The organism is Petrotoga sp. SL27 (assembly GCF_002924605.1).
In the GTDB taxonomy this organism is placed as follows: domain Bacteria; phylum Thermotogota; class Thermotogae; order Petrotogales; family Petrotogaceae; genus Petrotoga; species Petrotoga sibirica.
The window spans coordinates 110,462-136,233 of the sequence record NZ_JAIP01000001.1 but is presented as its reverse complement, the minus strand read 5'-3'; the positions used below and the strand labels follow the sequence as shown (position 1 = coordinate 136,233).

At 32.6% G+C, this 25,772-nt stretch carries 20 protein-coding genes; 3 read left to right on the top strand and 17 right to left on the bottom strand.

All coding sequences use genetic code 11. The features are described from left to right. Positions 1-8: 8 nt before the first annotated feature. The 11 genes from aldA to AD60_RS00575 all read right to left on the bottom strand — a co-directional run bounded on the left by aldA (position 9) and on the right by AD60_RS00575 (position 15,088). Positions 9-1,457 (bottom strand): aldehyde dehydrogenase, encoded by a 1,449-nt coding sequence (gene aldA / locus AD60_RS00620; protein ID WP_103875944.1) that lies wholly within the window; start codon positions 1,455-1,457, stop codon positions 9-11. 83 nt (positions 1,458-1,540) lie between these two features. Beyond that, positions 1,541-4,654, bottom strand: a complete 3,114-nt coding sequence (locus AD60_RS00615; RefSeq protein ID WP_103875943.1) for a hypothetical protein — start codon at positions 4,652-4,654, stop codon at positions 1,541-1,543. A gap of 13 nt (positions 4,655-4,667) precedes the next feature. Then, the gene (locus tag AD60_RS00610) at positions 4,668-7,352 is read right to left on the bottom strand and encodes an alpha-L-rhamnosidase (protein WP_103875942.1); all 2,685 of its coding nucleotides are present in this window, start codon (positions 7,350-7,352) and stop codon (positions 4,668-4,670) included. Positions 7,353-7,365: 13 nt separating this feature from the next. Next, positions 7,366-8,379, bottom strand: a complete 1,014-nt coding sequence (locus AD60_RS00605; protein WP_103875941.1) for an ABC transporter ATP-binding protein — start codon at positions 8,377-8,379, stop codon at positions 7,366-7,368. Further along, the gene (locus tag AD60_RS00600) at positions 8,348-9,370 is read right to left on the bottom strand and encodes an ABC transporter ATP-binding protein (RefSeq protein WP_103875940.1); all 1,023 of its coding nucleotides are present in this window, start codon (positions 9,368-9,370) and stop codon (positions 8,348-8,350) included. Before AD60_RS00600 ends, AD60_RS00605 begins: the two co-directional genes overlap by 32 nt. Next, on the bottom strand, positions 9,367-10,257 hold the full coding sequence (locus tag AD60_RS00595; protein ID WP_103875939.1) for an ABC transporter permease: 891 nt from the start codon (positions 10,255-10,257) through the stop codon (positions 9,367-9,369). The genes AD60_RS00600 and AD60_RS00595 overlap by 4 nt, the downstream gene beginning before the upstream one ends. A gap of 7 nt (positions 10,258-10,264) precedes the next feature. Then, on the bottom strand, positions 10,265-10,519 hold the full coding sequence (locus tag AD60_RS10575; protein ID WP_199177793.1) for an ABC transporter permease subunit: 255 nt from the start codon (positions 10,517-10,519) through the stop codon (positions 10,265-10,267). After that, positions 10,509-11,270 carry an ABC transporter permease gene (locus tag AD60_RS10570; RefSeq protein ID WP_199177792.1) on the bottom strand — a complete coding sequence of 254 codons (762 nt, stop codon included), beginning with the start codon at positions 11,268-11,270 and terminating at the stop codon, positions 10,509-10,511. Before AD60_RS10570 ends, AD60_RS10575 begins: the two co-directional genes overlap by 11 nt. Positions 11,271-11,378: 108 nt before the next feature. After that, positions 11,379-13,190, bottom strand: a complete 1,812-nt coding sequence (locus tag AD60_RS00585) for an ABC transporter substrate-binding protein (protein ID WP_103875953.1) — start codon at positions 13,188-13,190, stop codon at positions 11,379-11,381. Between the two features lie 102 nt (positions 13,191-13,292). After that, complete coding sequence (gene rhaI / locus AD60_RS00580) at positions 13,293-14,447, bottom strand: L-rhamnose isomerase (protein WP_103875938.1); 1,155 nt, start codon at positions 14,445-14,447, stop codon at positions 13,293-13,295. Then, positions 14,444-15,088, bottom strand: coding sequence for a class II aldolase/adducin family protein (locus AD60_RS00575; protein WP_103875937.1), 645 nt, complete (start codon positions 15,086-15,088; stop codon positions 14,444-14,446). Before AD60_RS00575 ends, rhaI begins: the two co-directional genes overlap by 4 nt. 432 nt (positions 15,089-15,520) lie before the next feature. Here AD60_RS00575 and AD60_RS00570 point away from each other — a divergent pair, with 432 nt between their 5' ends. Beyond that, the gene (locus tag AD60_RS00570; RefSeq protein WP_103927198.1) at positions 15,521-16,270 is read left to right on the top strand and encodes a DeoR/GlpR family DNA-binding transcription regulator; all 750 of its coding nucleotides are present in this window, start codon (positions 15,521-15,523) and stop codon (positions 16,268-16,270) included. Between the two features lie 34 nt (positions 16,271-16,304). Here AD60_RS00570 and aglA read toward each other — a convergent pair whose 3' ends face one another. From aglA to AD60_RS00545, 5 genes are all read right to left on the bottom strand, one after another. Then, positions 16,305-17,759, bottom strand: a complete 1,455-nt coding sequence (gene aglA, locus AD60_RS00565) for an alpha-glucosidase AglA (protein ID WP_103875932.1) — start codon at positions 17,757-17,759, stop codon at positions 16,305-16,307. Positions 17,760-17,790: 31 nt separating this feature from the next. Continuing rightward, positions 17,791-18,780, bottom strand: a complete 990-nt coding sequence (locus tag AD60_RS00560) for a LacI family DNA-binding transcriptional regulator (RefSeq protein WP_158248340.1) — start codon at positions 18,778-18,780, stop codon at positions 17,791-17,793. A 351-nt stretch (positions 18,781-19,131) separates the two neighbouring features. Continuing rightward, on the bottom strand, positions 19,132-20,343 hold the full coding sequence (locus AD60_RS00555; protein ID WP_103875930.1) for a glycosyltransferase: 1,212 nt from the start codon (positions 20,341-20,343) through the stop codon (positions 19,132-19,134). Positions 20,344-20,466: 123 nt separating this feature from the next. Next, positions 20,467-21,534 carry a non-hydrolyzing UDP-N-acetylglucosamine 2-epimerase gene (gene wecB, locus AD60_RS00550; protein WP_103875929.1) on the bottom strand — a complete coding sequence of 356 codons (1,068 nt, stop codon included), beginning with the start codon at positions 21,532-21,534 and terminating at the stop codon, positions 20,467-20,469. Next, a complete protein-coding gene (locus AD60_RS00545) occupies positions 21,531-22,727 on the bottom strand; it encodes a glycosyltransferase (protein ID WP_103875928.1) in 1,197 nt (398 codons plus the stop codon). The genes wecB (AD60_RS00550) and AD60_RS00545 overlap by 4 nt, the downstream gene beginning before the upstream one ends. A 226-nt stretch (positions 22,728-22,953) precedes the next feature. On the opposite strand from AD60_RS00545, the gene AD60_RS00540 reads away from it, so the two are divergent. Then, positions 22,954-23,469, top strand: a complete 516-nt coding sequence (locus AD60_RS00540) for a hypothetical protein (protein WP_103875927.1) — start codon at positions 22,954-22,956, stop codon at positions 23,467-23,469. Next, positions 23,466-24,467: a Kiwa anti-phage protein KwaB-like domain-containing protein gene (locus tag AD60_RS00535; protein WP_103875926.1), complete on the top strand. Its 1,002-nt coding sequence runs from the start codon at positions 23,466-23,468 to the stop codon at positions 24,465-24,467. Before AD60_RS00540 ends, AD60_RS00535 begins: the two co-directional genes overlap by 4 nt. Here the strand turns inward: AD60_RS00535 and wecB (AD60_RS00530) are convergent. After that, positions 24,458-25,561, bottom strand: a complete 1,104-nt coding sequence (wecB, locus tag AD60_RS00530) for a non-hydrolyzing UDP-N-acetylglucosamine 2-epimerase (protein WP_103875925.1) — start codon at positions 25,559-25,561, stop codon at positions 24,458-24,460. The two genes, AD60_RS00535 and wecB (AD60_RS00530), sit on opposite strands and share 10 nt — an antisense overlap. Between the last annotated feature and the right edge of the window lie 211 nt (positions 25,562-25,772).

Here is a 25,772-nt window from a genome sequence, read left to right as displayed (position 1 = left end):
TATAAAAATCATTTCTTGTTAGTATTGTATTGAATATACAATACATGTGTGTTTAGAAATTCCTCTAAACCATGTTTTCCATCGTCTCCACCGATACCAGATTTTCTCCAGCCAGCGTGAAAGCCTTGCATAGCTTCAAAATTTTCTCTATTTACATAAGTCTCACCAAACTTTATTTCATTTGCCGCTCTCATCATAACGTCTAGGTTCTGAGTGTAAATAGACGATGTTAAACCATACTCACAGTCATTTGCATATTCAATGGCTTGATCAAGATCCTTGAAAGTAACGATGGGAAGTACTGGACCAAAAACTTCTTTTTGAATTATTTCCATATCTTGAGTACAATTGGCTAAAACTGTAGCTTTGTAATAGTATCCTTTTTCAAATTTACTGTCTTCTCCTCCTGTTAACAGTTTTGCCCCTTGATCTATAGCTCTTTTAACGAATCCTTTAACAGATTCAAGAGCGTTCTTGTTGATCAAAGGTCCCATCTCTATATTGGTTTCTTTTAAAGGAACACCGTATTTTGTGTCTTCCATTGCTATAGTCATTTTTTCAATAAATTCATCTGCTACCTTTTCATGCACGTATACCCTTTCGGCACAGTTGCAAACTTGTCCTGTATTTATTACCCTTGATTGTTTTATATATTTTACCGCATCATCTATGTTGGCATCATCCATAACTATTGCAGGAGCTTTTCCTCCCAACTCTAAAGATACTTTTGTGATGTTTTTTGAAGCTAATGCCATTATTTTTGAACCTGCTTCAACACTTCCAGTAAAACTTACCATTCCGACTTTTGGATTGGAAGCTAACTCTTCACCAACAACTGAACCTCTACCTGTTATCAAATTGAAAACACCTTTTGGTAAGTCGCTTTCTGCAACTATCTTTGCGAACTCAAAGGCGTTGTTTGGAGTATCGGAACTTGGTTTTACAACTATAGTATTTCCTGTAATCAACGCTGGGGCCATTTTTCTGGCAATTAAGAAAAAAGGAAAATTCCATGGAAGTATCCCCGCAACTACACCAATTGGCGCTTTATATAGGAAAATATTTTCATTTGGTTTGTCGCTTGGGATGATCTCTCCTTCAATTCTTCTAGCCCATTCAGCCATGTAGTCGATGTAATCCGTAGTGAAATTTATCTCAGTTTCTGCTAAACTTCTAATTTTACCTTGTTCTTCCATTAATATTTCTGTTAACATCTTAGCGTTTTTTCTTATGCCATCTGCGATCTTTTTTAAATATTTTGCCCTTTCTATAGCTGGCAATTTTTCCCATTTCTTTTGAGCTTCATATGCTGCATCTATAGCTTTTTTAGTTTCTTCAATCGTTGCTTCAGGAACCTCGGAGATTACTTCTTCGTTGGCTGGATTTATTACCTTTATCATTTTACCAGAAGATGACTCAACAAATTCACCGTTTAAAAACAGTTTGTATCTTCTCATTTGTAATACCTCCTCTATAAAATTTTGCCTTGTGACACTTTTTTAAAATCATTTTGTTTCTAAGATGTCAATGAAATGATGATTTAGTCTTTACTTGTTTTAATTATTAATTTGGGAGAGATTAGAATTCCCATAGGTTTAAGTCTGTATTCATATGACCATTGATTCCCCGTTGTTCTCCAAGCATCTGGATCAAACCAAGAATAGGTTTCATCGCAGTTATGTATGGTTCCAAAAGCATTTATTCTATTTCCATAAGCGGTAATGTCTATTGTATGCTTTCCTTTTGAGAGTTTACCTAATGCTAATGTATAAGGAGCGAAAGCAATCTTTCCTTTTTCATAGCCATCTACTGATACTGAGAGCAAAGCAGTTCTAAAATGTGGGACTTCTAGTTCTGCAAATCCTTCTTCTTCACATTCAATTGTACAATGATAAGTTATATTACCAGCATAAAAGGGAAGCCCTTGATTAGCCCAATCTCCAAATGATAGTTCTTTTTTAGGTTCAACAATTTTTACATGTTTTCCCCTAACTTCTACACCAAAGTCTCCTAATAAATAATTCCATTCAATATTTGTTTTAGAAATGAAAGGTATTTCAAGTATAATTTCTGAAAATCCCTTTGGTAAATTTGGTATCTGAACCTTTTTTATACATTTATCTACAAACCAACCCGAAAGTTTAGATTCTACTTTTTTACCGTTAACAATAATTTTTGTGTTTTCCGGGTTTTCTAAAGCCAATAATGGATCGTTTACTTCTATTTTGGATTCTATTGTGTACTTTAATTTCAGCAAGTGTTCATATGGTTCTTCTTCTTTGTTAGTCCATGGTTGAGCGACTTTCTTTTTTCTAAATGGATATCCTAAAAGTTCTCTAACCTTGTTGTCTATTCTTAATATCTCTTCTTTTGATTGCCATTCACCGTTGTCAAATGAATATTCCGCCATATCAAGCACAACAACATTCGGTTCTGATAATGAGTAAAAAACCGGTTCTTCTATTTGAATTTCTTTCATAGGTGACAATGTGTTTTTCTTTTGTTCTTTTTTACGTGGTTGGAAGGGTTTTAATTCTAACAATAAGCTATCATGTGGATAAAAATCGTGCTTTATCATGGTTGTTCCATTTTTTATTTCAGCCTCACACTGTTTTGTTTCTGCATTTACGGTATCATAGATAACAGGATCCCATATTCCTTTAATTATGATAGATATTTTTTCTTTTTGTGCAATATCAGAATTTTTCATTTTATATACATGCGAGATGAACAGGCATCTTTTGTCTTCTTCACACCTCAGTTGTAAAAATAGGTTATCAGAAGGCATACCATCTTCTTTGAATATTTCTATATCCTTGTACTGTTTGAGTTCTTGTAACAATGCACTTTTGGAAAATGGTATAATTAATGATTTTTTAGCCAATTCTTTAACTCTATCAGTTTCAAATGCATCCACAAATTTTGGAGGTTCTGAAAGGAATATTATTTTTCCACCAGATTTCTGAAACATATAAAGCCTTTCCAAGGTCGTTTTTCTAAGGGTTTCACAACCAGGAACTATTATAACTTCGTAATTCATCTTACCAACTTGGAAGGTATCTTTTTCTTGAACTTCTGACAAAGAAGGTAATAACGATTCAGATATAAAATCAAAATCTATGAGACCGAAAAGCAACCATTCTATGATATTTTTAAAATTTGTCTCCAATTCTTCTCTTTTAGTAGCGGTCTTATCTTTTGGTCCCCAGTGTAACCAATAAGACTCGATTGGATGTATTACCCCTACCCTTACTACAGGCTTGCCTCTTGTTAAAACGGTATTTAAACGAGAAAAATGATTTTCAATTAGAGAATATTCTTTGTACCAAGGAATTTGGTATCCAATGCTGGGGGGATAATCCCTTTTAGCTTCTCCTTCCATAGAATACCATGTGAGATGATGAACCCTCACGGTAACTCCCAAAGCAGCTTGCCAATCTCCTGCCAGTTTGTAACCTCTGAAATCAAAATCCCAGTTGGTAACACCATATATCTCACTTAAGACACCTTCTCTACCATATTGATGTGCAGCACTTTGAGCTTGCTTTGCTGTAGAAAATTCTCTCCAATCGCATAACATGTCTATCCCAGGAAGTTGAAAAGATCTGTACGATCTCATAGCTTCGCCAACAGCAGCTGTTTGAGATTCTAGAGTAGGTTCTTCCATTAAATGACCTGTTAACATAATCTCGTGCTTTTCACACCAATTTCCTATCGTATCAGCAAATGCTGATACAAAACGTTCTGTTAAGTGATCATGGTACCTATATCTAACAACTGAAACTTGATCATTCGGTAATTCCCATATCAGTTCGGGAAGATGGTCTATTAAACTTTCGTTGTAGGTATTATAATAACTTTCTTCTAAATCATCTGTGAATGGAAGAATTACCTCCTTCTTTTCATCTGAAAATGGTAAGCAACTTTTTTTGGCAAATTGAGGTTCGTCAGTAAAAATAGCAGGAATAGATTTACCAAAATCTTTTCCTAATTCTTTGTAATATTTTTCGTGAGTTATATCTAAAAACCTTAGAATTGCATGTTTATCTAGTGTATTAACATATGATTGATTGTTAAACCAAGGATCATCTGTAGCTATTTCAAGATAAGCCCACCATACATCTGAACCATTTCTCACTTTACCGTTGTCTTTTAATCTCTTATAATGAACTAAATAGCCGTTTTTTAAAGATATTTCATACTTTCCAAGAAGTTTTCTTTTTTTACCTTCTATTTTGTCTCCTAGAGCGGTTGGATGAGTGACAGTTTTCTCTAAATCATCATATTCAAAAGGGGTAAAAACGAGAAAGCGTTGCCTATACCCGTCATCTTTTGTAACGTATCCACCCGCAAATCCTGACGGCCAGCGGTCCTCGTCGTATAGCCAACAAAGCATCTTCTCTTTTTTTGCTTTCTCGTTGCAAAAGTTTACTAGATTCATAAATTCGTTACTTAGGTAATTTACTGCTAAACCAGTTCTTGAATGAATATGAAAACCACCCATCCCCATTAATTTAAAAGCACCTATTTGTTCACTCAATTCATTAGGATTCAGCTTTGAATTCCATGCCCAAAAAGGTGCGCCTCTATATTCACTAGGTGGATCTTTAAAAAGCTCCTCTGTTAATTTTTCCATTTTCTTAGGATACAACATTATGGATTCTCCTTTATTTCTTTTCTAATTCAAAGTAATATTGACCACTACCTAAATTTAAGATTATATTTTCTTCATTATACTCTTTTAGTTTAATACTATTTCTTTCTTTAAAATCTTTAATTTGTTCGTTGTCGAACAATAATTCTCTTTCTTCTTTCAAGTTAAATTCATTCCATAATTTGGGGATAAATACATCAGCTTCCGTTCCAAAAGGTATTACTACTGAGAGTTTAAATAAATTTTCTCCCTTTTCCCATGAAACCTGAAATTCGCCTATTATTGTTTTAATTTTAGCTGAGGCAAATCTTTCTTCTCCAACTAAATGTGGTTTGATTCTAGCTTTTTTCCAGCCATCTTTGTCTAAAGATATTCCAGCCAAATATTTGTAAAAAAAGGTATCTACAGAACCTAACATAATATGATTTTGTGAGTTCATTCCTCCAGCTTCTAACTTTTCCCACCTCTCCCAAACGGTTGTTGCGCCTTCTTTAATCATGTATCCCCAGCTTGGATAGCTTTCTTGGGTTGCTATTCTAAAGGCGAGGTCTGAGTATCCATTTTCACTTAGCACATCGAATAAATACCTTGTTCCCACTATTCCTGTATCTAGATGAGAATCCTGATGCTCCACAATATTGTTTATCAATTTCTCTAAAATAAATTCTTTTTTATCATTCGGAACCATGTTATAGTATAAAGGAAGAATTTGAGATGTTTGAGAAATTAATCGATCTACCGGTCCAAACATTCTACTTTCGTAACCATAATCTTTAAGAAAGTAGTCATTAAAAGATTTTTTAATGTTTTCAGATAATTCAAAGTAATGTTGAGCATCTTTTTCTTTTCCTAAAACCTCAGCAATTTTCGAAAAGAGGTAAACGTCATTGTAGTAGTACCATGTTGAAGTAAACTCTACAGGGGTCTTTTTAGGAGATATAGTTCCTGGAGGGCACCAATCACCAAATTTGCCCAATTTTTTTAGCAAATTGTTTTCACTACTCTTATGTAAAAACTCTACGTACTTTTTCATAGATTCGTAGTGATCTGACAAAACTTTTTCATTTTTATAGTATTTATACAAGTACCAAGCTATCGTTATGTAAGCTGTTCCCCATGCGGGATCTGCAGGATAAAGTTTTATATAGGCAGGTACAACATCAGAAATTGAGCCATCCTCTTTTTGTGATAATTTTATCTCTTGAAGATAATTTTCATAAAAAAGGCTCATATCAAAATTGTATATTGCTTCTTCCGCAGATAATTGTGCATCTCCCATCCATCCAAATCTTTCGTCTCGCTGAGGGCAATCTGTGGGAATACTATGTAGGTTACTCAATTGTCCCCACAATATATTTTTATGGATTTTATTTATAAGTTCATTTGAACAGTAAAAATCACCAACCTTTTCTACATCTGAATGAACAAAACGACCTTCTATATTTTCTATTGTAGGAACAAATGGGGATCCGCTTACTTCCACATATCTAAAACCATGGTAAGTGAATCGTGGTTCGTAGCTTTCTTTACCTTCACCTTTTAGGATATACGTATCTGTAGCTTCAGCTTTACGAATTGTATTAGTTTTTAAAGAGCCATCTTCATTGACTAGTTCGCTATGTCTTAGTTTTAATTGCGCACCTTTAGGACCAGATACACTAATTTTTACCCAACCTGTAAAGTTCTGACCAAAATCATATACAAATACTCCTGGTTTTAGAGAGTAAATTTTTTTGGGCTTGAGAATTTTTGTGACCCTAATTGGTGGCATATTTTGATACCTCAAATTTGGGCCTTTTGTAATTTCTACTTCTTCCCAATTTGAAGCATCAAAATGGTAAGTGTTCCAACCTGGCATTTCTAATGTTCGATTGTATTTTTCACCGTAATATATTCCATTTTCCTGTAAAGGTCCATGAGATGAAGCCCAACTTTCATCACTTAATATATATTCTTTTTCTCCATTTACATATTCGACCAATATTTGAATTATAAGTTTTGGTTTCGAATATCCAAATTGTTCCAAATGCCTTCCGTTACCTAAAATCACCCCTACACAATTCTGCCCCGTAAGAAAAGAGATAATATTGTAGACATTAAACAAAGCTTCTTTGGAATATTCTGATTGTCCAGGATCAAGAACATTATTCCCTACTTTTTCTCCATTTAAATAAAGTTCGTAGAACCCTAACCCACTGATATATGCTCTAGCACTCTGTATCTCATTTTTAATTTCAAATGTTTTTCTAAAATATGCAGCATGGTAGTGCTTGAATTTTTCTATGCTAAAATCACCTGCAGAATAGAAGGTTTTTAAATCTCTTTTTGTGATCCATTTTGCTTTCCAATCGCTTTTACTCAAAGGTCCAGTTTCAAAAAAAGATACTTTACTCCAAGTGCTTTCCTCTCCTTTTTCATCCCATATTTTAACTTTCCAGTAATATCTTTTGAAACTTTCCAATTCTTCACCGCTATAGTAGCAGTAATTATCTTCACTTTCAATTTTGTGAGTATCCCATATATTTCCTTCACCTTGTTCAATGAGTTGTTGAGATGATGATATTAAAACTCGATAGGCACTTTGTTTTTTCCTTTTTTCACTGGTTTCAACTACCCACGACAGCCTGGGCCTTGTATCTTTTAAAGCTAACGGATTTGCTGAATAATTTACTTTTGTACTAGCAATATAAAAATTCATTTTTTAACCTCCTCTAAGTTAAACTATTTAAATTAGTTTTTGTTTTGTCTTTTTCATTTTCATATAAGAAACATTTTACCCATCTATCTTCTAACCTGATTTCTTTGGGGTTTTTTTCTTTGCATACATCCATAACAAAAGGACATCGTTGAGCAAATTTACATCCTTGTAAATTATATTCTTCTACTTCAAAAGAAGCTTTTTTTACTTTTTTTCTTTTATATTTTTTTGGTATAGGTTCCAATATTGAATCTTTTAATAGTTTTGTGTATGGGTGAAGTGGATTAGTTAAAACATTTTCAACACCTCCTCTTTCTATGATTTGACCTCTCAACATTATAGCTATATAATCACTAATGTAATAAGCGGTAGCTAAATCGTGTGTAATATAAACTATATTTATACCGAATTCATCTTTTAAATCTTTAAACAGATTGACTATACTCATTTTTAAAGATGCATCAACCATTGAAACGGGTTCGTCAGCTATTAATAACTTTGGTGAAGGAATCAATGCTCTAGCAACAGATATCCTTTGTAGTTGTCCTCCAGAAAATTCGTTTGGATATTTTCCCTCGACTTCTTCATATGATAATCCTACTTTTTCTAAACTACTTTGAACTAATTTCTTGATTTTTCTTGTATTGTTTTCTTCCACATCATCACAATATTTGATAGCGGTAGTGTTCAAATATGAAATAACGGTTCTTAATGGGTTAAAAGTTTCAAAAGGATTTTGGAATATTGGTTGAACATTTCTTAAATAATTTTTTCTCTCGTGTTTTTGCATAGTCACTATATTTTTACCATTGAATATTATTTTTCCTTTTGTAACATCTTCAACTCCTAGAATAAGTTTTGCTAATGTAGATTTACCACTACCGCTCTCTCCGGCTAAAGTAAAAATAAATGGCTTATCCAAATCAAAATCTAAATTAATGTCTTTGACAGCTTCTACATAAGTTCTGCTAAGATAGCTACCCACTTTGAAAATTTTAGATATATGTTTTAGCATTAATTTGCTCATGATAAGTGTCTTCACCTCCATGTAAAAAACATGCAACGGCATGGTCTTCGGTTTTCCATTTCAATCTTGGATTCTTCCTTGAACATATAGGTAAAGCAATTGGACATCTTTCATGAAACGGGCAACCTTCTGAAAGATTTAATAATGAGGGAGGTTTCCCAGGAGCAGCTTCTCTAACTTTTTTGTCTCCTATTATAGGTAAAGAATTTATTAAAAACTTTGTATAAGGATGAAGAGGATTTTCAAAAATCGTTTCAGTTTTACCTATTTCTACTATTTGCCCCGCATACATTATCATTATTCTGGCACAGATATTCGCATGTATCGATAAATCATGGCTAACCAATATCATAGTATTTTTTTCTTCTTCATGTATCTCACTCAAAAGATCGATAATATCCCGCTGCATAACTACGTCTAAAGCTGTAGTGGGTTCGTCTGCAATAACTATTTTTGGTTTAAAAATTGTAGCAAGGGCAATAGCAACTCTCTGTCTCATTCCACCGGATAGTTGATGGGAGTAAGAGTTTTTGACTCTTAAAGGTAACTTTAAACTCTCTAATCTTTCATCCACAATTCTTTCGAATTTATTTTCATCTAAATCTTCATGAGATTTAGCGAAATCAAAGAAAATTTTCTTTATTTTTCTGATGGGGTTTAATATACTCATAGACCCTTGTGGAATGTAAGAAACAACATTCCACCTTAATTTAGTCTTTTCATCTTCTTCTAATTTCACGATATCATAGTATTTATTGTTTAGATTGTATTTAATTTCTCCTCCGAATACTTTTAGAGGGGGGTCTATTATTCCCATTAAGGTATTTAATAAAGTGGTTTTTCCACAACCTGATTCTCCTGCAATTCCTACAATTTCATCATCAAATATATCAAAAGTGACATTGTTAACTGCTTTTACTACTACTGTGACGTCAAGAATGTTAGATATATAAAAGGATTTTAAATTTTTAACACTTATAATTGGATTCATACTTTCACCGCCTGTTTTTTAGAAACTTTGATTCTTTGTATGCGAGTAGTAGGATCCAAATAATTTTGTAAGCTAACAGATAAAAGATACAATCCAAAAATTGCTATAATTAAAAATATAACAGGAAATACCCACCACCACCACCACCATAGTCCTCTGTACATTGCGTTATAATAGTTAGCCCAATAGATCATTGTTCCTATAGTAGGGATTTCTAAATCAAAGAGACCCAAAACGGATAAGGTAGTTTCCATTCCTATAGCCCATATTATTCCACTTATTATGTCAACAATTATGTATGGAATCAAAAAAGGCATATATTCTTTTATAATGATTTCTATATCACCCATCCCAGAGAATTTAGCATTTTGAGTAAATTCTCTTTCTCTTAAAGACAACATTTGAGCTCTATACCTTTTGGAAGGCCATCCCCAATCAAGTATAGCTAAAATAAATCCCATACTTAACGGATTTAATTGTTGTCTAAAAGTAAAAGAAATTAATATTAATAAAGGCAACCTTGGAATAACAATAAAGCTTTCTGCTACTACAGAAATAATTCCATCTGTTTTTCCACCTCTGTAACCACCGAAAGTACCAAGAAATATGGCTAATATTCTTGAAAAAAAAGCTGAAATTAGGCCTATTAAAAGTGATGTTGGAAGAGCTTTTGTTAAAGTTAAAAAAGTGTCTTGCCCTAAGGATGTTGTACCCATTAAATGAGTTAATGTTGGAGGTTTGTCTTTTGGTAAAAGAAAATACTGTGAAGGATCGTAAGATGAAAATGCACCTATTAATATCATCACAAAAATAATAGATAATAAGATAAATGCGAATAATAAATTTTTATCCAATTTTATGAAATTTATAAAAGATTTTAATTTCATAATTTACTCAACCCCTCCTTATTCTTGGATCTAAAAGTGGATAATTTAAATCTAAAATTAGTGCAGCAGTTGCGATAGCAATAATAGATAGAGTTACTATACCCATTAGTGTATTGTAATCTCCTTGCAAAATGGCACTTTGAAGAACTTGACCAATCCCAGGGTAAGAGAATACTATTTCTACGATTAAAGACCCACTGAAGATCGTACCTAAAGATAAAGCAAGATCGGTTACTTGAGGAAGAGCACTATTAGAAATCAAATAAAAAAAATCTAGTTTGTTTTGGGACCCCACCGATTTTTGCATATCTCATAAAATCTGAGGAAAGAAGGTTTGAAACTAAACTCTTTTGACTTAGTGCCCTCCATCCAAGCGAAACTAAAACAATAGAAAGAGCAGGAAGAAAAGAATGTTTAACAACTTCCCCTAAAAAAGATAAACTGAACTGAGGTGTTGAACCTATTCCATAAGTCCCTGTTAAAGGAAAAATTGGAAACAAGTAAGAAAATAAAAAAAGCAATAACAAAGCTACAATGTAATGAGGTATGGGATATAAAAAAGTTACGAAACCTTCTAGGAACTTAGTCCATATTTTTTGGGAATTTAAACCTATAATAGTGCCAAGAATAATTCCTAACAGCCAAGCAATGAAAACTGCGGTTAAAAGCAAAAACATTGACCAAGGAAGTGAAGTCATTATAACATCCATTACTGGTACAGGGAACATTGTTAAAGAGGGCCCAAAATCACCTTTTAATATTCTTCCCCAAAATTCTACATATTGAATAAAAATCTTCTTTTCCGTTCCAAACATAGATTGCAACGTTTCTCTCATCTCGGTAACAGCTTCTGGATTCATGACCGAATATCCGCTCATTTTGTTTAAAACACTTTCTACTGGATCCACTGGTGAAAGTTTCGGTATGATAAAGGCAACGGTCACCCCTATAAAAATAACAATAAAATATTGAATTATTCTCGGAAGAAAATAGTTCAAAAACCCTTTTTTCATACTATTTTATATCACTCCTTCTATAATATGTAGGGATATAAAAACCCTCATTAAAAGGGGCTCCTTCAAAGGCAATTGATTCCAAAGGAGTCCCCTTGTTCTACTTATTTACTTATTTATGGGTTGTATATATGGAAGAGTAAATTTTCCTCCTATAAACCAGTAAAGAGGTTGTCCATAAGGATTTTCTGCTGTAGGGAAATTAGTCCAATATGTTCCATTAAATGTGATAAACTTTTTAAAGCTCGTAGTAGTTATAGTGTACTGATTTTCAACCCATGTTTTTAAATATTTCTGGGACAATTTCAACACCTTCTCCTCCTCCTCTGGTGGAGTTGCGCCTAATTCATCAATTATTGTATCAAGTTCTTTTGATTTTACTCTTATTGAGTTATCTGTTATTGCTGATTCACCTAGAGGGGTGTAATAACTTGAATGATATCCCTGAATGAAGGGCCATTTATCTATAAATCCACTGGCACCTCCTCCTAAGGTCCATATTGTAGTGATTTCAAAATCTCCTAAACCAGTACGAAGATAAAAAGGGTCCCTTTCTACTGATTCTACTTGGACCTCTATACCAAATTTTCGCCAATTATTAGCTGCCCATAAAGCTTGTGTGTAGGCGTCAACTTCATCTGGCGCAGCAATTATTGATATTTTCCATGAATCTCCGTTTGGAAGGAGCCATTTACCTTGTTTGTTTTTGGAAAAACCTTCACTAATAAGCAACTTTTCTGCTACATCTGGGGCATATTTCCACCAACCTATTCCCCACTGTTGGATAATTTTATCACGATCTTGTGGAACTTCATAACCTGCTTCTTTTGCCCATGCAGCTATTTCAAAAGGTATATTTTTATCAAATGGTTTAAAGGTTTCATTTCCATTAACTTCAATTTCTAATTCTTCGAGCCAACTTAGCATTGGTATATGAAAATGCTCCATATGATAAGAGGTTGCTGGTTGAGGAATTGGATTAACCCTTACAACACCGCCCATATAATTTGTAACTAAATATACAATATCTAGAGAAAGAGTGAGTGCCCACCTAACATTTTTTAAGTTGTAAGGATATTTCTCTAAATTAAAGCCTAAGTCTCTTTGGTCAATTTCGTCAGGATAAGCCCATGGGAAATCTTGATACCAGGGTCTAATATTCGGATTTCTTAGATTCATTTCTTTAAAAGTTTCAGTATCTATATCCATAAATAGATCCAATTCGTTTCTTTCCATTGCCATTGCTTTAGCCGTAGAAGTATTGTAAAATACGCTCATTATATATTTTGGACCTGGTTCCCCAGTAACAATTCCCGGGGACGATCTTTCCCAATCTTCCCTTCTTTCATATAACGTCCAATAGCCAGTAGGATCGGTATCTTTTAAAGTATATTGGCCTAAAGAGATTGGAGGATAAAAATCATCTGTAAGAGGATCTTGTACATTCTTCCAATAGTGTTCTGGCATAATATATGCTGCGTCATAACGTGCTGTAAAATAGTACTGAAATCGAGGGTTAGGCTCTTTAAATATAAAAAGAACAGTGTAATCATCTAATTTTCTTACGTCATTTACATATTGCCTAAATTCTGAGCTCCACCTTAAGCCCGGGTTTTCCATCAAATAATTTACTGTAAATACAACATCATCCGCTGTAAATTCAACACCATCGCTCCAAAAAATTCCTTTTCGTAATTTAACTGTCATTTCTGTATAGTCATCATTATATATAGGTTCATTCTCTGCTAAGGCATTTATCCATTCTCCAGTATGTTGGTCCACGTACCATAATGTATCAAATAGTAATGTATGTCTAATATGGTTTGGAATACTGCTATTCCAAATGTTGTAATTATTAATATAAGCGTATCTTGATATTTGACTAATTGTTAAAGTTTCCTCACGAGGTACTACTCCCATTTGGGAAAAAACACTTAAAAAAACAACTAAACTCAAGACTACAATAATAATTTTTTTTCATAATTCACCTCTCCTTGAGATTTAACATAACTTTTCTAAATTTTAAAACTCTTCTCTTTCCTTCACCATCTTCCAGTACTCCTCACTCTCCTTTACGTACTTTACTGTATCTTCAGGTAATCCTTTTTCTTTTCTCACCTCCCTTAAGATTTCCCTTACATCTGTTTCGTATGCTTCTTTTAAAATCTCTTCTGCTTCTATAACGTCATGGTTTTCTTGGGCTTGCTTCAATTTTTCATAATCTACAAGTAAAGACTTTGCATAGGTGATTTGTAGATTATTTAAGGGCTGTACTACCGCAGGGATTTTTGGTTTTACATTGTGACTTTGGTCTAATACCAAGCTAATCTTTTGGTTTTGACTTTCTGCAGAAAGGTCAAAAAATTTGTTGAGCTCAACGAAGATCAGAAATAATTCATACGGATTGAGAGAGCCAACAGTTAAATCATCATCGGCGTATTTTCTTGAATTGAAGTGAAACCCACCTAACTTCTTTTTTTGAGATAACAAAGAAACTATAAATTCAATATTTGTTCCTTGTGAATGATGACCTAAATCAACAAGTACCTTCACATTTTCTCCTAATTCTTTTGACAACATATATGAAGTTCCCCAATCAAATAGTAATGTCGAATAAAAAGCAGGTTCAAAGAATTTATACTCTAAAAGCATAGTCATATCTTTTTCTAAATGTCTCGTGATTTGTTTTAATGAATCTTCCAGCAATTCAAAAGATTTATTGAAATCTATCTGTCCAGGATAATTAGAACCATCTGGGATCCACATGGATAAAATTTTTGAATCTGTTTGTTTCATAATTTCTATACATTCAAAAGTTTGATCAATAGCTTTTTGTCTTATTTTTAAGTTAGAATTACTCAGTGAACCAAATAGGTAGTCTTCGTCTTCAAAATAATTTGGATTGACTGCACCTATTTTTAATCCTTTTTCTTCTGCATACTCCTTTAAAGCCTTGTAATCTTCAACTTTGTCCCACGGTATATGTATTGCAACAGCAGATACGGAATCGGTTATTTTGTTTACAAATGCAGCGTCATCAATCTTTTCATAAACATTTCTGGCTTCACCAGGAATATGAAAAGCATGGAATCTTGTTCCGGATTTTCCAAATCCCCATGAAGGAACTTCTATTTTGAAATTTTTTATTTTTTCTTTTATCTCAGTTAACTCCATCATTGGCCCTCCTTGTTTCTTCTGAAAAATTCTTTGAAGGCAGTTATTTTTTCTTCTGGTATTTCATTCACTTTAGAATAGAGTTTAGAAACGAATGAAACTTGAGCGAGAAATTCTAAGGTTTCCAACTTTACATATGCTTCATTCATGTCTTTTCCTGCAACCGTAACACCGTGGTTTTGGAGAACGAATACCCGAGATCCCTTTTCTAAACCTTCGTTAAAAGCATCCGCAAATTCCTGAGTACCTGGCATTTGATATGGTATATAGGTTATTGGATCCAATACTAAAGAAGATTCTGGAAGAGCGTTTATAGGTAATTTCTCAAAGGTTACTGCAAAAGAGGTAGCATACATTGGGTGAGCATGAATAACCGCGTTTACATCATTTGCTTTTTCGTATATTTTTATATGCATTTTTCTTTCTGAAGAAGGTTCTTTAAGTCCGTCGATTTTGTTCCCGTTTTTATCTATGGTGATGATATCTTTCTCTGTTAGAAAGTGTTTTATAGTCGACGTTGGAGTGATAAATATTTTGCCTCCATATTTTATACTCATATTTCCGCCCGTTCCATCCGTAAGTTTTCTGTCCCATACTAATTTCGCAAATTCTGCGACTTCTTTTTTTAATTCGGCTTCTATCATTTTGTAGCCTCCTGTCTTTTATTGATTTTCTCTTTAGAAATTCTGAAACTTACTTTAAAATATATATCTGGAATAAGAAAATATCTCCATCATTTTAAATTCCCCACAATCCCCTTTAGCGCCCCTTTGCCCCGCTGCCCACCCTAAAGGATAAATGACTCTTCTCCGTTCGCCCCGCTCCCCGCCCATATTTCTAAATTTAATATTATATTTTTGTAAAATATGATCATCGTGTGATAATATTATGATATAATTTTAACATAGTATATCAGTAATTAGGCGAAATACAAAACTAACATAATCAAAGAATTTTCGAGTTATTCGGAAATAATTCATTATAATTGACCGTAATCGGATTTTTTGCATGATTTTAAATTTTTTAATTTTTCTTTAAAACATATTTATATAAAACATCGATGGAGAGTGATTTTAATGACAAAAGTTATGAGGCAGGATAGAATTTTAGAAATTTTAGAAAGAGAAAAATCTGTTAATATAGAAGATTTGGCTCGAGAGTTGGGTGTATCTATGGTAACTTTGAGAAGAGATATATCAGAGCTTTATAAAAAAGGGCTAATTGAGAAATTCTACGGAGGTATAAGAAAAAAGAGAAATAATTTATCTGAAGCTCAATTTTTCGAGAGAATGAAACTTAATCAGGATAAAAAAGAAAAGATTGCTGAGTTAGCCTTAACGTTTATAAATCGAGATTCAACTTTGTTTTTAGATGCAAGTAGTACTTGCTATATTTTAGCTCAGAAGATAGCTCAAAAAAAAGAATTTTTGAACATTGTGACTAATAATCTGTACACTGCATTGGCACTCTGTGAAAATCCTACTCACAACGTTGTAGTTGCAGGTGGAACATTAGATAACAAAAATGGGGTAACTGTTGGTGTTATTCCTGAGAATATGATGAAAGAAATCCGTGTAGAAAAAGCCTTTTTTTCTTGTAGTGCCTTTTCTTTTGAAGAAGGCACATTTGAAAATCTTCCACAAAGTGCAAGTATAAAAAAGATAGTGGCAGAAAATAGTAATGAAATATATATGCTTGTTGACAGCTCTAAGTTTGGTAAAAAATCAATAATGAAAACATTTGAAATAGAAGAAATAGATAAATTTATCACTGACACTTATAACGAGGATTTATACAAAATATTTGCAGATAAGTTTGTTTATTAAATAAAGGGGGGCATTAGCCCCCTAAAATAAACTATTATTTGCCGTAGTGCTTTTCCATTTCTTCGTTCCCTGGTAAAGCAAGAATTTCATCAATAACTTTTACTACCTGGTCGTAAGATTTTGTACGTGGGTCTCTGATGAAAAATTCTTCGAGTACTTTTTTATCTCCAGTTAGGAATGCTTCTAATGCCCATTCCATTCTCATAATTCTTGGGTATAGGTACATCTTTGTTATCCTTTCTGGAAGTGGTGGATCTATTTTGTAACGATGTATTCCATCTTTGTCTGCATACACAGGAATCTCCACGGCTACATCGTCTGGAATTCCAGGTATAGTACCGTTATTTGGCAAGTTGAGAACAAGGTCTACTTTTTCATCGTTTAATAAGGCATTTGCTAACAATATATGTTGTTCACCGCTTTTCTTTTGAGGATCTAACAAGTTGTATATTTCTTTTGTGAATTCTTCTTTTACATCGTTTTTGGTTTGAGAGATAATCTCGGCGAATGATTCTTTTGAAAGTAATTTGGCATTTTTATTCTCTTGAAAATATTTGGCAACTTTTTGCATTGCTAATGCAATCTCTGCTTGTCTGTCTTGATACCATTTCCATCCTAACTCTGAATCAACGCCTCCCAATGGCTCGCCAAACCATTTTTTCTTTGTTTCAAGATTGTAATGGTATTTCCAACTTCCGTTCCTGACTGTGTCTCCAATGGGCATTTTTCCATAGAATTCATACATATCTTTTGCAACGGGAGAGAGTTGATCATCGAATGGATTGGTGGGTTTGAAGCTTTTAACCTCTTTTTCTAATAATTCATTAATGAGTGGGTAGGCATCTTTTCCTTCGTACATGAATTTTGTCAGCCAAATTCCATGGTTTACACCTGCTACTTGCCATTCAACTTTTCCTGCATCTAATCCTAATTTTTCTATTATTTGGTCTACTCCATGATGGCCATGGCATATTCCAACCATGTTTATTGGAACCGTTCTTGTTATTAAATTTGTTAATTCAAAGACAGGGTTTGCTGCCTGCAAAAGCCATGCCTTAGGAGATATCCTTTCAATAGCTTTTGCTACATCGTGCATGAACTTTAATTGGTTGAAATTGCTTATTGTGTAATAATCTGAAACCATGTTGAATTCTTGTGAGTCTATTCCTCTATAATATCCGTATTTTTCTGAAATTTTTCTTACCTGTTCAAAGTAACTGTGCCCTCCAACAAGGGCAGTATTTACAACAAAACTTGAGTCTTTTATTGCGTCTTCAACGTTTGTTGTAGTTTCAAATCTCAAATCTGCTCCAAATTCTTCTGCAAATTTCTTAGCAAGCATGTGTACTGCGTTCAATCTGTCTTTATCTATATCCATTAAGGATACTAAACTTCCTGATAAACCTTTTGTTTTACAAAGATCGCTAACCAATCTTAAAGAAAATGCTGCGCTTCCTGCTCCAATAATTCCTAACTTGATAGCTGCCATTTACCTTTTTCCTCCTTTGTAAGTTCTTTGATTATGTGGATTTCCTTATCACCAATCTAGGTGGTAGAAAAATTTGATCCAAATTATTATCGTTGTGCAAATTGGTTTTTTCAATTTTTTTGACTAATATATCTACGCTTTTTCTACCGATTTCTCGGGTGGGTTGTGCTACACTGGTTAATGGCGGATTTGTTAAATTACAAATTATGGTGTTATCAAAACCTACTACCGCTACATCATCCGGCACTTTCATTTTATTTTTTATCAAAATATTGATCACTTTTGTTGCTATAATATCGTTTATAGTGTAGACTGCTGTTATATTTTTATCTATAATTTTTGTTAATAACTTTTTTTCACTGCTTTTTGTGAAATCAGATATCTCCTCAGGAGCCACTAGATAATTGTCTTCGTTGAAATTCAAATTGTTAGCTATGATTTCTTCATAAAATCCTTTTAATTTTTTATCTTTTAAATATCCAATATATCCGATGTTTATGTGCCCTTTATTTATTAGATATTTAGCAACGATTTTTCCCGCCAAATAGTGATCAACCGTTACATAATCAAAACCGTCTAAATCTTGGGCACATATAACAGTAGGTATGATTGATTTGATTTTAGTTATATGTTCACCATGCGATAAATCAGTCGGATTTATAATCAAACCGTCGACTCTTCTACTTAAAAGCATTTCTATTTGCTCTTTTTCTCTTTGAAGACTACCATAAGTGATTGACAGTACAATGTTGTAATTATAGTAATTTGCTTCTTCTTCTAAGGATTCTAGTATTTCTGGGAAATAAGGGTTCGTTAATTCAGGTAGTACTATTCCAATAAGAAAACTTTTATTTTTGACAAGGCTTCGAGCCATTCTATTTGGTTGATAATTGTATTTTCTAATGTATTCTAAAACTTTTCTTTTGATTTCAGGGTTGACGTTAGGATTATTATTTATCACCCTTGAAACAGTTGATTGAGAAACTCCAGCCATTTTGGCAATTTCTTTCATTGTTTTCATAAGAATTTTCCCCATTTCCTTTAAAATTATGAATTCGATTTATCTAAGAATTTACAGAATTACTTTAAATGCTTTTTGAATACGTATTCTTATTTTATCAGAATTATACTATTTTATCAAGTCCGATTAGAGGTAACTAGAGACGATTAAAGAGGTTTAGAATTGATTATAAAGGAAAGCTTTGTTTTTCAGCTAATTCAATAAATCTGAATTGGTTAAAGAGGTTTTGAGGGAGGGATGAAATTAAGTATTGAACATCCATATTTTACTAAACTCTGCTGGGTTATATGTCAAGTAGCTATCCGTTGGTCCATTGAAAACTGAAAAAAAGATTTAATAAATTCTCTCTCTTTAGGCATTACTTCCTCCAAATCTATTTAAAGCTTCGTTATACACCTCTACTTCCTTTTCTACAATACTCTTCCACGAAAACCCCAAAGCCCTTTTTCTTAAATAACTTTCATCAATAGGATCTTCCAATAATTTTACAACCGATTGAGCAAACCTTTTTTCAAACTCTTCTCCTTCTTCTACAACTATTCCTCCATCTCCAATTGCCTCAGGTATACCTCCGTTACTGCTACCAACAACAGCTACCTCGCATCCCTGTGCTTCCAACACGACACACGGCCATCCTTCATTCCTACTTGGAAGTATCATTACATCCATTGCATTCATATAATAAGATACGTCTTCATGAGAAACATTTCCAACAAATTTAACCTGCAAATTTCTTTTCTTACACTCATTCTCAATACCTTCTTTTAACTCACCATCTCCAACAACTAAAAACTCAGTATCGTAGATTGAAGATATATAAGAAAAAATTTCGGGCAATTTATCTGCCCTTTTTACTTTCTTCAATCCACCTACAAACCCAACAACCTTTTTAGATAATCCCAATTCTTTTTTTATTTTTTCTTTATCCAAGGGTTTAAAGATATCTGGTTCGATTCCGTTTGAAATAACAATAGAATTCTCACCAGCATACCCAAATGATTTAGCTTTATTCAATAAGGCATTACTCACGAAAATAACTTTGGCGGCATTTTCTAAAACATCAACGTACAATTCTTTTGCTAAAGGCATTATAAAATTTATGTCACTGCCATGACCGGTAACTACGTACGGAATATTTAACTTTTCAGACAATATTTTAGCAACTAATCCTGCGGGTAAAGAATGCATTCCATGAGCGTGAATAACGTCGAATCTTTCATCTTTAACTTTAGAAAATAAACTACTTGCAATTTTTTCTGATTTTTTAATTTGAATATTTTTCTTTAATATGATTAAATTAAAAAGATCTATCAAATTTCTATTGAATTTTTCATATTTATATTTGATACCATTTATATCAAAAAATGAATCAGTGACTTTATAATTACCCTCCGAAAGAATCTTTTTCAAAAATTTTACTCCGAGCGACTCTACAGGAACTAAACCGTAAATATCAAAAAGCACATTAAAATTTCTAAGAATTTCTATCCTTTTGGTTATAAAAATGCCACTTGTTAGATTTTGAGGAAAAGGAAATAAATTCGTTATGAATAGTATTTTCACAAGATTTCACCTTCAGAAATGAATTTTTGGCACAGATTATCAATTCTCCTTGGGGAACTGTATTTAATGAATACTTTTATAGAAAAGTATAACATCACAAAAATTTGATACCTACTAGACTTACTATCCTATTATCTTTATTATCTTTACTATTTTTTCCCCTGTTTTTCCATCTCCGTATATATTTTCTACATTTGAAGATATTTCGTTGCTTATTATATGATCCATCTTATTTTTGATTTCATCAGGTTCACTCAGTATATTCCAATCTGCTTGTGTTAACTCTCTCCAGCCTGTGTCTGGCATAACAACTATCGCTCTTTTCCCTGCAAAATATGCTTCTTTTTGCAACCCTCCACTGTCTGTTATTACAAAAAGGCTCTTTTGTACCAATCCCATCATACTTAAGTAATCGAGAGGTTCTATCAGTAGAATATCTTTTGTGTATTTGTTAAGATTGAATTCATCTATTTTCTTTTTGGTTCTTGGATGTATGGGAAAGACAACCTTTATTTCTTTTGATATTTTTTCTAACTCGTTCAATATACTCTCTAGTTTTATTTTATTGTCTGTATTAAAATCTCTATGAATCGTAGTCACTATATATTTGTTTTCTTCCAAATTCAATTCGTCGATAATATCTTCTTTGAAATATGGTCTCATCTTTAAAAAGAGATCGTACATTATATCTCCTGTGAAGGATACTCCCTCAGTGATACCTTCCTTTTTTAAGTTGTTTACAGCTAGTTCAGAAGGGCAAAATAGGTATTTTGATATTCTATCTGTTAATACTCTATTTATTTCTTCAGGCATGTCCTTTGGTTCTTGTCTTATCCCTGCTTCTACGTGGGCAACAGGGATCTTTAATTTAGCTCCTACTATTGCTCCAGCTAATGTTGTATTTGTGTCTCCGTATACTAATATAATACCAGGATGTTCTTTTAATACAACCTTTTCAAATTCTATCATTGTTTTAGCCGTCATCTGGGCATGAGTTGCTGAACCTACTCCTAAATTGTAATCAGCTTTTCTTATATTTAAAACTTTAAAGAATACATCTGACATATTGAAGTCGTAATGTTGCCCAGAATGAACTAAGATTTCTTTTATACCTTTTTTCTCAAATTCTTTATTTAGAATCGCTTCTTTTATTATCTGAGGACGAGCTCCTATTAAACTGATTAGTTTCATGTATTAATGTTCCTTTCTCTTGCTAATTCTTTGATTTTTTCTATTACAGGTTTCATCTTTGCATCCCAACTTAAATTTTCTTCAGCATATTTTCTCATCTCTAAAGAATAATCAGGATGTTTTTTCGATAAGTCTTCATACCAATTAATTACTTTATCAATGTCAACAGGACTATCATCTTGTGGAATTCTAAAAACATACTGAAAAGATTCTGGAAAATCCCAATCATCATAAGCAATTACAAAAGGAATTCCCCTGGCACAATACTCTCTAGCCTTTAAAGGGGAACCTCCCCTAAGGCCACTTCTATGAAATCCAAGACTACCCAAAGCAATATCTGATTCATCTACAATTTTATCTAATTCTTCACCAACTTTTGTCCCATGAAAAATAACATATTTCTCTAATTTAAGTTCTTTTACTAAATTCTTTAAATTCTCTAATACCGATCCTTCACCTACGCAGTGATAGTAGACCGCTTTTTTTGGATTTTTTTTGTAATATTCATACAGGCCCTTAATTATTCTATCGTATCCATGCCAAAAACGAAGATTTGCTATAGATAGCAAATGAATGGAGGCCTTTTTGTTCTGATTCTGATTTTTTATTTTGATGTCTTCTAATCGAATACCGTTACTTATTAGAACAAATTTTTTATCTACCTTCAACGTATTGTCTGATGAAATAGCAACAATTATATCTGCGAAATCTTCGACTTTTTTTTCTCTGTTTTTCCACAATAGGTTATATTCAATTTTATTTGTCGCCTTTTTAATTTCATTTTCAAATGGATACGTTGGAATTTCAATGATTTTTATTAATTTTTTTCTTTTCGACAATTTAATTAATTTGTTTGTAAGCTGTAAATTTCTAGAGTATAATGTATTTATTTCATATGAATTAATTATTTTATATAAAAAAGCTAAAAACGACCTATATCGGATAAAACCTTTAATTTTTCTAATTTTACTCTGTTCATTATAAGCTGCCAAAGTAGGATATGAAAAAGTTTTGATTTCTTTCTTTACGCCAAAATCTTCAATGCTATAAAGCACCGCTTCTGATTGCCTTGAAATATATAAGTAAACATTATCAAAAACCTTTTTAAAGGTTAAGCATTGACTGATCATTTTTGTTAAAATACCTTTTTCTTCAGATTCTTCTCTTATGAATCCTGCATATAATAGGTTCATTTTTGCTCCTTTCCTCAATGATTCGTTAATATTAACACTCGTTTCTTATTTTAGTTAACGGCTTTTGCTGTTTTTATTATCCACCGATTTATTATATCATAAGAAACAACTGCTTTCCACATAAAGCTGATATGAGATACAGAATTAAAAGATGGATTTATTTGTTATAATTATGAATATGTGATTTATTAAGATAAATAGATTTTCTCACTGGGGAGGTTTTTATATGATCAATACGTTGTTTAAATCGTTTTTGTTTTTACTTTCATATCTACCTCTTTTTGTTATCTTTGCCATTAATAATTTTGGGAACGTTTTGTTCTTATTTTTTAGTGTTTTTTCGATTTTTGTTTTTGTTGGTTCATTGATCCTTTTTATTTCTGCCAAGAAGAATGCCGAGGTAAAATTCATTCCATTTGAGAGAGTAGAATCGCAGAACGTGAGATTGTTGGATTATATTTTTGTTTATATCTTGCCTTTTATAAGTTTTGGTGGCATAAAAGAATTAATTTCTTTTGCTCTAATCGTTTTTATTGTAGGTAATATTTATGTAAAGACGGATTTAATAGCTATAAACCCTGTTCTTTCTTTATTTGGTTATAGTATTTACAAGATTTATTTTATGGATGGAAGTGAAAAAAGTATGCGACCGGTTTGGTTGATTTCAAAGTCAATAACCGAAGGAATGAAATTTAAAGAGTTTTCCAAGGATATTTATGTGGGGATGGCTGGCAAGAAATGAATAAAGTTAATTGGGATGAGATTTTAGAGAATATCTTTTTAAAAGAGAATTTAGAATCTCTTAGGGAGCTAATAGATACTTCAGGGGATTTCATAATGGATGTTTTTATCCAAAGTGAGAATAACGAGATATTTTGGTTAAAAAATGAGGATCCCTTGTTTTTCAAGAGCATTTTTCTGGCCTCTACTGACGAGTTTTTAAATGATTTACGCTTCAAAGAATCAAACAAGGTAGATAAGTACGAAACAGTCATTCATGATAAGAGTTTTTTGTATCTAAAAGATGTTAAAGAGAATGTAAGGGATATTGGAAATATTGTTGAGATTATTCGTGAAGGTAAATATATAAAAAATTATTCTAATAAAGACTTGGAAGCGATTAAGAAGTTCAAATTGATAGTAAAGTTGTGTAGTGAAGAGTTTAATGATTTTTTGTTGGGTATTCAATATTTAACAGCTTCCAAAATCTTTAAAGATAAAAGGATTTTAGCCCTTACTGCACGTAAAATTCAACCTTTTAAAGAACAGTTTTTTATAGTTCCAAAAAATACTTTTGATTACATTGTTGTTGGTGATACAGTCTTAATTAGAAATCTGACTTATTTTGAAAGAGATTTTGGGTTTTACAAGAAATATGAAGAGGCTAAAGATGAAGTTATCGAGGAAATAAAGAGAAAGGGGAATCTTTTTGGCAAGGATGTTAAATTAAAAGGTATCGACGATTTTAGTAGGAAAATCAAAAATAAACCATTGTATTTGAAGAGGTTTTATAAGGTTATCAAAAAAGGTAATTATAAGAAATTTGAATTTTCTAAAGTTAAGGGAGTGATAAAAGATTTTAATCTAAAAGTTAAGTTTGATGAGGATAATAAATGTATCAATTTGAGCGAAGAGACTTCTATTAAAGATTTTTTGCAACTTTACGACGAACTGTATTATAGGTCCGATTTGTCAGGGAATAGAATGGTGGCAAGTGAAAATAGTCCTTATCAAGAGTAATATCTTTCTTTCAAAAATTCAACGATTCTTTGAGATGCCTTTCCATCTCCAAAAGGATTGCTTACTTTGCTCATTTGTGCATATTTTTCTGTTTCTAGTTCTTTCATGGCCTGATAAACTTTTTCTTCTTGCGTTCCTATTAATTTTGCTGTTCCTGCTTCTATTGCCTCTGGTCTTTCCGTTGTTTCTCTTAACACCAATGTTGGTTTGCCTAATGTGGGTGCTTCTTCTTGTATTCCTCCTGAATCTGTCATTATGTAATAGCTTTCATCCATTAACGCTATGAATTCTAAGTATTCAACAGGGTCTATTAGTATAGCTTTTTCCTCGTTCCCAAGTATTTTATACACAGTTTCTCTCACTATCGGATTTAAGTGGACTGGAAATACTATATGCATTTCTTCGTTTTCGTGTAGATACCTTTTTATCGCTTTCATTACGTTTTCTATCGGTTTTTCCCAGTTCTCCCTTCTGTGCATGGTTATTAAGATAAACTTTTTGTTTTTTATGTTGTATTTTTCTTTTATCTTTTCCATATCTTTGTTTTTGTTTTCTTTTACCCATAGTAATGCATCAATAACCGTGTTGCCTGTTACTATTATTCTTTTCTCTTCTACACCTTCTTTTAGGAGGTTATCTTTTGCCTTTTGGGTAGAAGCAAAGTGGTGCTTTGCAATTGTGCCTGTTAGTCTTCTGTTCATCTCTTCTGGGAAGGGGTTGTATATATCGCTCGTTCTTAAGCCTGCTTCTACGTGCCCAACAGGTATTTTGTTGTAAAAAGCAGCAAGGCTTGCTACAAAAGTGGAGGTTGTATCGCCTTGTACTAATATGTAATCGAATGGTTCAATTTTTAGTATTTTATCTATCTCTGTAACTAGTTTTGAAGTTAGTTGTGGTAGGGTTTGATTTTTGGTCATTATATTTAAGTCATAGTCTGGTTTTATTTCGAAGAGATTCAACACTTGATCGAGCATTTCTCTGTGTTGAGCGGTTGCTATTACTTTTACCTCCATATTTTCTTCTTTCATCTTTATGTATAACGGTGCCATTTTTATTGCTTCTGGTCGTGTTCCAAATATCATCGCTGTTTTCATTTGGAGAGCTCCTTTTTTAGAAGTAGTGTCTTTAAAGGCTCTGAAACTTTAAATATAGCGCTTCCCCCGCTGCCCACCCAGTTGTTAATCATATAATGTAATTATATCATATGTGTTTTTTATGTGTGAATCTAGAAGAGAAGATACTTTAAAGCTTCTTTGTTAAAAAATATAAAAAATTCTTTTAGCGTTAATTTTTTGATTGTATAAT

What these genes read in the sequence shown, in the direction of transcription:
- AD60_RS00570 (WP_103927198.1), top strand. Translation starts at nt 15,521, where the DNA reads ATGACAAAAGTTATGAGGCAGGATAGAATTTTAGAAATTTTAGAAAGA.
- AD60_RS00535 (WP_103875926.1), top strand. Translation starts at nt 23,466, where the DNA reads ATGAATAAAGTTAATTGGGATGAGATTTTAGAGAATATCTTTTTAAAA.
- AD60_RS00585 (WP_103875953.1), bottom strand. Translation starts at nt 13,190, where the DNA reads ATGGGAGTAGTACCTCGTGAGGAAACTTTAACAATTAGTCAAATATCA.
- rhaI (WP_103875938.1), bottom strand. Translation starts at nt 14,447, where the DNA reads ATGATGGAGTTAACTGAGATAAAAGAAAAAATAAAAAATTTCAAAATA.
- AD60_RS00575 (WP_103875937.1), bottom strand. Translation starts at nt 15,088, where the DNA reads ATGATAGAAGCCGAATTAAAAAAAGAAGTCGCAGAATTTGCGAAATTA.
- wecB (WP_103875929.1), bottom strand. Translation starts at nt 21,534, where the DNA reads ATGAAACTAATCAGTTTAATAGGAGCTCGTCCTCAGATAATAAAAGAA.
- wecB (WP_103875925.1), bottom strand. Translation starts at nt 25,561, where the DNA reads ATGAAAACAGCGATGATATTTGGAACACGACCAGAAGCAATAAAAATG.
- aldA (WP_103875944.1), bottom strand. Translation starts at nt 1,457, where the DNA reads ATGAGAAGATACAAACTGTTTTTAAACGGTGAATTTGTTGAGTCATCT.
- AD60_RS00560 (WP_158248340.1), bottom strand. Translation starts at nt 18,780, where the DNA reads ATGAAAACAATGAAAGAAATTGCCAAAATGGCTGGAGTTTCTCAATCA.
- AD60_RS00605 (WP_103875941.1), bottom strand. Translation starts at nt 8,379, where the DNA reads ATGAGCAAATTAATGCTAAAACATATATCTAAAATTTTCAAAGTGGGT.
- AD60_RS00595 (WP_103875939.1), bottom strand. Translation starts at nt 10,257, where the DNA reads ATGAAATTAAAATCTTTTATAAATTTCATAAAATTGGATAAAAATTTA.
- AD60_RS00615 (WP_103875943.1), bottom strand. Translation starts at nt 4,654, where the DNA reads ATGTTGTATCCTAAGAAAATGGAAAAATTAACAGAGGAGCTTTTTAAA.
- AD60_RS00610 (WP_103875942.1), bottom strand. Translation starts at nt 7,352, where the DNA reads ATGAATTTTTATATTGCTAGTACAAAAGTAAATTATTCAGCAAATCCG.
- AD60_RS00545 (WP_103875928.1), bottom strand. Translation starts at nt 22,727, where the DNA reads ATGAACCTATTATATGCAGGATTCATAAGAGAAGAATCTGAAGAAAAA.
- AD60_RS00600 (WP_103875940.1), bottom strand. Translation starts at nt 9,370, where the DNA reads ATGAATCCAATTATAAGTGTTAAAAATTTAAAATCCTTTTATATATCT.
- AD60_RS00540 (WP_103875927.1), top strand. Translation starts at nt 22,954, where the DNA reads ATGATCAATACGTTGTTTAAATCGTTTTTGTTTTTACTTTCATATCTA.
- AD60_RS10570 (WP_199177792.1), bottom strand. Translation starts at nt 11,270, where the DNA reads ATGAAAAAAGGGTTTTTGAACTATTTTCTTCCGAGAATAATTCAATAT.
- aglA (WP_103875932.1), bottom strand. Translation starts at nt 17,759, where the DNA reads ATGGCAGCTATCAAGTTAGGAATTATTGGAGCAGGAAGCGCAGCATTT.